Annotated in this window: 5 protein-coding genes, 2 pseudogenes and 2 riboswitches; all 7 genes and pseudogenes read left to right on the top strand. The window is 73.2% G+C overall.

Going from position 1 to position 6,863, the window contains the following annotated elements:
- Window positions 1-1,217, top strand: a 1,217-nt coding sequence (locus tag ACWJ6R_RS26935; RefSeq protein ID WP_449064916.1) for an aldehyde dehydrogenase family protein, incomplete at its 5' end; no start/stop codon positions are given.
- A gap of 14 nt (window positions 1,218-1,231) precedes the next feature.
- Window positions 1,232-1,996, top strand: a complete 765-nt coding sequence (locus ACWJ6R_RS26930) for a 3-oxoacyl-ACP reductase (protein WP_449064915.1) — start codon at window positions 1,232-1,234, stop codon at window positions 1,994-1,996.
- Window positions 1,997-1,998: 2 nt separating this feature from the next.
- Window positions 1,999-2,694 (top strand): gamma-glutamyl-gamma-aminobutyrate hydrolase family protein, encoded by a 696-nt coding sequence (locus tag ACWJ6R_RS26925; protein ID WP_449064914.1) that lies wholly within the window; start codon window positions 1,999-2,001, stop codon window positions 2,692-2,694.
- A 193-nt stretch (window positions 2,695-2,887) separates the two neighbouring features.
- A riboswitch (glycine riboswitch) is annotated at window positions 2,888-2,986 on the top strand.
- A riboswitch (glycine riboswitch) is annotated at window positions 2,987-3,082 on the top strand. It abuts the riboswitch before it with no gap.
- Window positions 3,083-3,115: 33 nt separating this feature from the next.
- Window positions 3,116-4,212: pseudogene (gcvT, locus tag ACWJ6R_RS26920) on the top strand (glycine cleavage system aminomethyltransferase GcvT).
- The gene (gene gcvH, locus ACWJ6R_RS26915; RefSeq protein WP_449064913.1) at window positions 4,209-4,598 is read left to right on the top strand and encodes a glycine cleavage system protein GcvH; all 390 of its coding nucleotides are present in this window, start codon (window positions 4,209-4,211) and stop codon (window positions 4,596-4,598) included. Before gcvT ends, gcvH begins: the two are co-directional and overlap by 4 nt.
- Before the next feature lie 78 nt (window positions 4,599-4,676).
- Window positions 4,677-6,083, top strand: coding sequence for an L-serine ammonia-lyase (locus tag ACWJ6R_RS26910; protein WP_449064912.1), 1,407 nt, complete (start codon window positions 4,677-4,679; stop codon window positions 6,081-6,083).
- A gap of 185 nt (window positions 6,084-6,268) precedes the next feature.
- Window positions 6,269-6,863, top strand: a pseudogene (locus tag ACWJ6R_RS26905) (hypothetical protein); the annotation flags it as partial.

The raw sequence follows: 6,863 nt of genomic DNA, 5'->3' as shown, positions 1-6,863 counted from the left end.
GCGACCGCGCCCGGCTGCTGCGCCGGTTCGCGGCGCTGGTCGACTCCCACGCCGCCGAGCTGGCCGCCCTGGAGACCGCCAACGCCGGGCACACCGCCGGCAACGCCCGCTGGGAGGCGGGCAACGTCCGCGACGTGCTGGACTTCTACGCCGGCGCGCCCGAGCGCGACCACGGCCGGCAGATCCCGGTGCCCGGCGGCTGGGACGTCACCTTCGCCGAGCCGCTGGGCGTCGTCGGGGTGATCGTGCCGTGGAACTTCCCCATGGTCGTCATGACCTGGGGGGCCGCCCCGGCGCTGGCGGCGGGCAACACGGTGATCGTCAAACCCGCCGAGCAGACGCCGCTGACCGCGCTGCGCCTGGCCGAGCTGGCGTTGGAGGCGGGCCTGCCCGAGGGCGTGCTCCAGGTCGTGCCCGGCGAGGGGGAGACGGCCGGCGCCCGGCTCGTCGAGCACCCGGACGTCGCGAAGATCGTGTTCACCGGCTCGACCGAGGTCGGCAAGGAGATCGGCGCCGTGTGCGCCCGGCGGGTCAAGCGGCTCACCCTGGAGCTGGGCGGCAAGAGCGCCAACATCGTCTTCGCCGACGCCGACCTGGCCAGAGCCGCCGCCACCGCGCCGTACGCGGTCTTCGACAACGCCGGCCAGGACTGCTGCGCGCGCTCCCGCATCCTGGTGGAGCGCTCCGTCCACGACGAGTTCCTCGGCCTGCTGTCGGAGGCGGTGCTCGCGGTGAAGGTCGGCGACCCGCGCGCCGCCGACACCGAGATGGGGCCGCTGATCAGCGCCGCCCACCGGGAGAGGGTCGCCTCCTTCGTCACCGGCACCCCCTACCTGCAGGGCTCCTGCCCGTCCGGGCCCGGCTTCTGGTTCCCGCCCACGGTCCTGACGCCCGAGGTCACCGACCCGGCGTTCACCGAGGAGATCTTCGGTCCGGTCGTGTCGGTCGTCCCGTTCGACGACGAGGCCGACGCCGTACGGATCGCCAACGACACCCGGTACGGCCTCAGCGGCTCGATCTGGACCCGCGACGTGGGGCGGGCGCTGCGCACGGCCCGTGCCGTGGAGGCGGGCAACCTCTCCGTCAACTCCCACTCGTCGGTGCGCTACTGGACGCCGTTCGGCGGGTTCAAGCAGTCCGGGCTCGGCCGCGAACTGGGGGCGGACGCCCTGTCCGCGTTCACCGAGACCAAGAACGTCTTCATTTCGGAGGATTGATGCAGGGAGGACCGATGCAGCGCCTGCGGGACCGGGTGGCCGTCATCACCGGGGCGGGGAGCGGGATCGGGCTGGCCACCGCGCGCCGGTTCGCCCAGGAGGGCGCGAAGGTGGTCTGCGCCGACGTCGACGAGACCGCCGGCGCGAAGGCCGCCGCCGAGGTGGGCGGCCTGTTCGTGCGCGCCGACGTCGCCGACGAGGGCGACGTGGTCCGGATGTACCAGGAGGCGGCCGACGCCTACGGCGGCGTGGACATCGCCTTCAACAACGCCGGCATCTCCCCGCCGGACGACGACTCGATCCTGGAGACCGGCCTGGAGGCCTGGCGCCGGGTCCAGGAGGTCAACCTCACCAGCGTGTACCTGTGCTGCAAGCACGTCATCCCGCACATGCGGCGGCGCGGCGGGGGCTCCATCGTCAACACCGCGTCGTTCGTCGCGGTGATGGGCTCGGCGACCAGTCAGATCTCCTACACCGCGTCCAAGGGCGGCGTGCTGGCGATGTCGCGGGAGCTGGGCGTGCAGTTCGCCCGCGAGGGCATCCGGGTCAACGCGCTGTGCCCGGGACCGGTGAACACCCCGCTGCTGCAGGAGCTGTTCGCCAAGGACCCGGAGCGGGCGCAGCGCCGCCTGGTGCACATCCCGCTCGGCCGGTTCGCCGAGGCCACCGAGATCGCCGCCGCGGTGGCGTTCCTGGCCTCCGACGACGCGAGCTTCGTCACCGCCTCGCAGTTCCTGGTCGACGGCGGCATCTCCGGCGCCTACGTCACCCCGCTGTAGCCGTGCCCCGCCCCGTCATCGGCGTCACCTGCTACGTCGAACCCGCCCGCTTCACCGTCTGGGAGACGACCGCGGCGCTCCTGCCGTACGGCTACGTCGACCACGTGGTCCGGGCGGGCGGCCAGCCGGTGATCCTGCCCCCGGCGGGCGACCCCGCCGGCCTGCTCGGCCGCCTGGACGGGCTGGTCCTGGCCGGCGGCGGCGACGTCGACCCGGCCCGGTACGGCGAGCGCCCGCACGAGCGCACCAGCCACGTCCGGGACTTCCGCGACGACGCCGAACTGGGGCTGGTCCGGGCGGCCCTGGAGCGCGGCCTGCCGTTCCTGGGCGTCTGCCGCGGCCTGCAGATCCTCAACACGGCCCTGGGCGGCACCCTCTGCCAGCACCTGCCCGACGCGGTCGGCCACACCGGGCACGCCCCCGCGCCGGGGACCTTCGGCCGCATGCCGGTACGGCTCTCCCCCGGCAGCCGGATCGCGGCGATCCTCGGCGCGGAGAGCGACGACGTGGCCCACTACCACCACCAGGCCGCCGACCGGCTGGGCGACGGCCTGACCGTGACCGCCCGGAGCCAGGACGGCACCGTCGAGGCCGTGGAGCTGGCGGACCACCCCTTCGCCCTGGCGGTCCAGTGGCATCCCGAGGCCGATGACGAATCCGCCCTGTTCGAGGCGCTCGTCGGGCACGCCCGCCGCTGAGCGCGCCGCCGGGCCAGGGCCGGGAGACCCGACGGCGGCGGAGACGGCCGGGACCGGAAGGCACGGCGGCGGCGATGGCGGCGGGTCAGGGGAGACCCGGCGGCGCGGCGGTCGCCGGGGCGGCGGCGCGGAGGTCCCGCCGGGGATTTCGCTCGGCGGTCCCGGGCCGTTAGGCTGGCCGCGACACCGATGTGAACCCCGTGCGGGAGAGCGTCCTGACATCCAGGCCAGGACCCCTGAAGGAGCAAGCCCTCCCCGCGAACCTCTCAAGGCAAAGGACCGTGCGGGTAGGTGCCCTCTGGAAAGCAGGCCCCCGAGGTCTCGCCGAAGGTGAAAGTCCGGCAAAAACCGGGCGAAACTCTCAGGCATCCATGACAGAGGGGGAGGATGCTCTCATCCGACCCATGCCTGAGGTGCGATCATGCCCCGACCCACGCCACTGCGCGGCGTCCACACGTCTCTCGGCGCGACCCTGACCGACTTCGCGGGCTGGCTCATGCCACTCCGCTACGGCAGCGAGTCCGCCGAGCACAACGCGGTCCGCCAGGCCGCGGGCCTGTTCGACCTCTCCCACATGGGCGAGATCTTCGTGACCGGGCCGCAGGCCGGCCAGGCCCTCGACTACGCCCTCGTCGGCCACCTGTCCGTGCTGGAGCCCGGCCGCGCCCGCTACACCATGATCGTCAACTCCCGCGGCGGCGTGCTGGACGACCTGATCGTCTACCGCCTCGCCCCCGAGGAGTTCATGGTCGTCGCCAACGCCTCCAACTACCCCGCGGTCGCCGCCCGGCTCGCCGAACGGGCCAAGGGCTTCGACGCCGCCGTCGAGGACCGCTCCGAGCAGTACGCGCTCGTCGCCGTCCAGGGCCCCAGGTCGCAGGAGATCCTGGCCGCGCTCACCGACGCCGACCTCGGCGGCCTCAAGTACTACGCCGGACTGCCCGCCACCGTCGCCGGCCGCGAGGCGCTCATCGCCCGCACCGGCTACACCGGCGAGGACGGCTTCGAGCTGTTCGTCGCAGGCGACGACGCCGAGCCGCTGTGGGCCGCGCTCACCGAGGCGGGCGAGCCGCACGGCCTGCTCCCGGCCGGCCTGTCCGCCCGCGACACCCTCCGCCTGGAGGCGGGCATGCCGCTGTACGGCAACGAGCTGTCGACCGCCCTCACCCCGTTCGACGCCGCCTCGGCCGTGTGGTGAAGTTTGACAAACCGGGCGACTTCGTCGGCCGGGCGGCCCTCGAACCCCTCAAGGACGTCCCCCCGGCCCGCCGCCTGACGGGCCTGGTCGCGGCCGGCCGCCGCGTGCCCCGCCACGGCTACCCGGTGGTCCTGGCGAGCGGCGGCAGCACGGTCGTCGGCGAGGTCACCAGCGGGGCCCCCTCGCAGTCGCTCGGCAGGCCCATCGCCATGGCCTACGTGGACACCGCCGCGACGGGGGAGGAGCTGGCGGTGGACATCCGGGGCCGCCACGAGCCGGTCGAGGTCGTCGACCTGCCTTTCTACAGGAGGAACAAGTGAGCAGCATTCCCGACGAACTGCACTACACCAAGGAACACGAGTGGGTCGCGGGCGTCGACGACGGCCTGACCCTCACCGTGGGCATCACCGCCTACGCCGCCGAGGCCCTCGGTGACGTGGTCTACGTGCAGGTCCCCGAGGTCGGCGCGACCGTCGCGGCCGGCGACGCGGTCGGCGAGGTCGAGTCGACCAAGTCGGTCAGCGACATCTACGCCCCCGTCGGCGGCGAGGTCGTCGAGGTCAACGCCGCCGTCGTCGACGACCCCTCCCTGGTCAACGGCGACCCCTACGGCGAGGGCTGGCTGTTCCGCGTCCGCCTCGAAGGCGACGCCGCCGACCTGCTCTCCGCCGAGGAGTACACCGCCCTCACCTCCGGCGAATCCTGAAATCTTCTCTCCCGCGCCGTGATCGCGCGCGCCACCCGGCGCGCGCGGTCCCGGCGGCGTAAGGACAAGGACCGATCAATGGCGATCAGCGTCTTCGACCTCTTCAAAATCGGCATCGGCCCCTCCAGCTCCCACACCGGCGGACCGATGGCCGCCGCCCACCGCTTCGCCCGAGGCCTCGACCACGACGGCCTGCTGGACAAGACCGCCCGCGTCGAGGCCGTGCTGTACGGCTCCCTCGGCCTGACCGGCAAGGGCCACGGCAGCGACAAGGCCGTCCTGCTCGGCCTGTCCGGCGAGAAACCCGAACTCGTCGACGTCGACACCGTCGACGAGCGGCTGGCCGCCATGAAGTCCTCCGGCGCCCTGCGGCTGTACGGCTCCCGCGAGATCCCCTTCGTCGTCGGCGAGGACCTCGTCTTCGAACGGAAGGTCTCGCTGCCCGGCCACCCCAACGGCATGCGCTTCACCGCCTTCGACGAGCACGGCGAGACCCTGCGCGAGAAGGTCTACTACTCCGTCGGCGGCGGCTTCGTCGTCGACGAGAACGCCACCGGCGCCGACCGCATCAAGGCCGACGACACCGAGCTGCCGCACCCCTTCACCACCGCCGCCGAACTGCTCGCCCGGTGCCGCGAGACCGGCCTGTCCGTCTCCGGCCTGATGCTGGAGAACGAGAAGGCCTTCGGCCGCACCGAGGACGAGATCCGCGCCCGCCTGCTCGACCTGTGGCGCGTCATGTCCGAGTGCGTACGGCGCGGCATCGCCAAGGAGGGCATGCTCCCCGGCGGCCTCAAGGTCCGCAGGCGCGCCCACCAGCTCCATCGGCAGCTGCAGGCCGAGGACCCCGGCAGCGACCCCCTCCAGACGATGGACTGGGTCTCCCTGTTCGCCCTCGCCGTCAACGAGGAGAACGCCGCCGGCGGCCGCATCGTCACCGCCCCCACCAACGGCGCCGCCGGCATCATCCCCGCCGTCCTCACCTACTACGACCGCTTCGTCCGCAGAGCCGACGGCGCGGACGGCCGGCCGGGCGGCGCGGACGACGACGGCGTCGTCCGCTTCCTGCTCACCGCCGGAGCCATCGGCGTGCTGTTCAAGGAGAACGCCTCCATCTCCGGCGCCGAGGTCGGCTGCCAGGGTGAGGTCGGCTCCGCCTGCTCGATGGCCGCCGCCGGGCTCACCGAGGTGCTCGGCGGAACCCCCGAGCAGGTGGAGAACGCCGCCGAGATCGGCATCGAGCACAACCTCGGCCTGACCTGCGACCCCGTCGGCGGCCTGGTCCAGATCCCGTGCATCGAGCGCAACGCCGTCGCCTCCATCAAGGCCATCACCGCCGCCCGCATCGCGCTGCGCGGCGACGGCCGGCACTTCGTCGCCCTCGACAAGGCCATCAAGACCATGCGCGACACCGGCCGCGACATGCTCGACAAGTACAAGGAGACCAGCCGGGGCGGCCTCGCCGTCAACGTCATCGAGTGCTGACAGCGGATGCCCGCCCGGACGGACGACCGGGCGGGCACCGGGGCGGGCACGGCGAACCATCCAGGCGGACGACCGGACGGACGCGGCGAACCCCCCTCGATCACCGCGAAGTTCGTCATCGCGTACGAGACCGCCCGACCCTGGGACTATCGTGGTCAACCTGTTCGTGAAGGTCAGGAGGTCGTGTGACGACGGAAGCCCAACCGGCGGGCCGCTTCCTCCGCACCCACTGGCTGTTCCTGGCCGCGCTACTGGCGGGCGGCGCCCTGCGGGCCCTCGCCGTACTCGGCTACCGCCCCGCCCTGTGGTTCTGGCCCGACTCCTTCACCCACCTCGACGCGGCCCTCACCCTCCGGCCCGAGTCACCGCCCTCCGGCTACCCCCTCTTCCTGCGGCTGCTCAGCCCGCTGCAGAGCGTGCAGGCCGTGGTCGTCGCCCAGCACCTGCTCGGCCTCGCCACCGCCTGCTGCGTCTACCTCCTCCTGCGCCGCCTGGCCCGCCTCCCCGGCTGGGGCGCCACGCTCGCCGCGCTCCCCGCCCTGCTCGACGCCCACCAGATCCAGCTCGAACACCTCGTCACGGCCGACACGCTCTTCCAGTCCCTGGCCGTGCTCGCCCTCACCCTGCTGCTGTGGAACCGCCGCCCGTCCGTCCGGACCGCCCTGCTCGCCGGGACCCTCCTGGCCGCGGCCACCGCCACCCGCGTCATCGGCCTGCCGCTGCTCGTCCTCGCCCTGGCCTGCCTGGCCGTCCGCCGCGCCGGCTGGAGAGCCGCTCACC

This window comes from Planomonospora algeriensis (assembly GCF_977012225.1).
The sequence above is the reverse complement of the archived record's forward strand: the minus strand, read 5'-3'. Positions and strand labels throughout refer to the sequence as shown.

What these genes read in the sequence shown, in the direction of transcription:
- ACWJ6R_RS26930 (WP_449064915.1), top strand. Translation starts at nt 1,232, where the DNA reads ATGCAGCGCCTGCGGGACCGGGTGGCCGTCATCACCGGGGCGGGGAGC.
- ACWJ6R_RS26910 (WP_449064912.1), top strand. Translation starts at nt 4,677, where the DNA reads ATGGCGATCAGCGTCTTCGACCTCTTCAAAATCGGCATCGGCCCCTCC.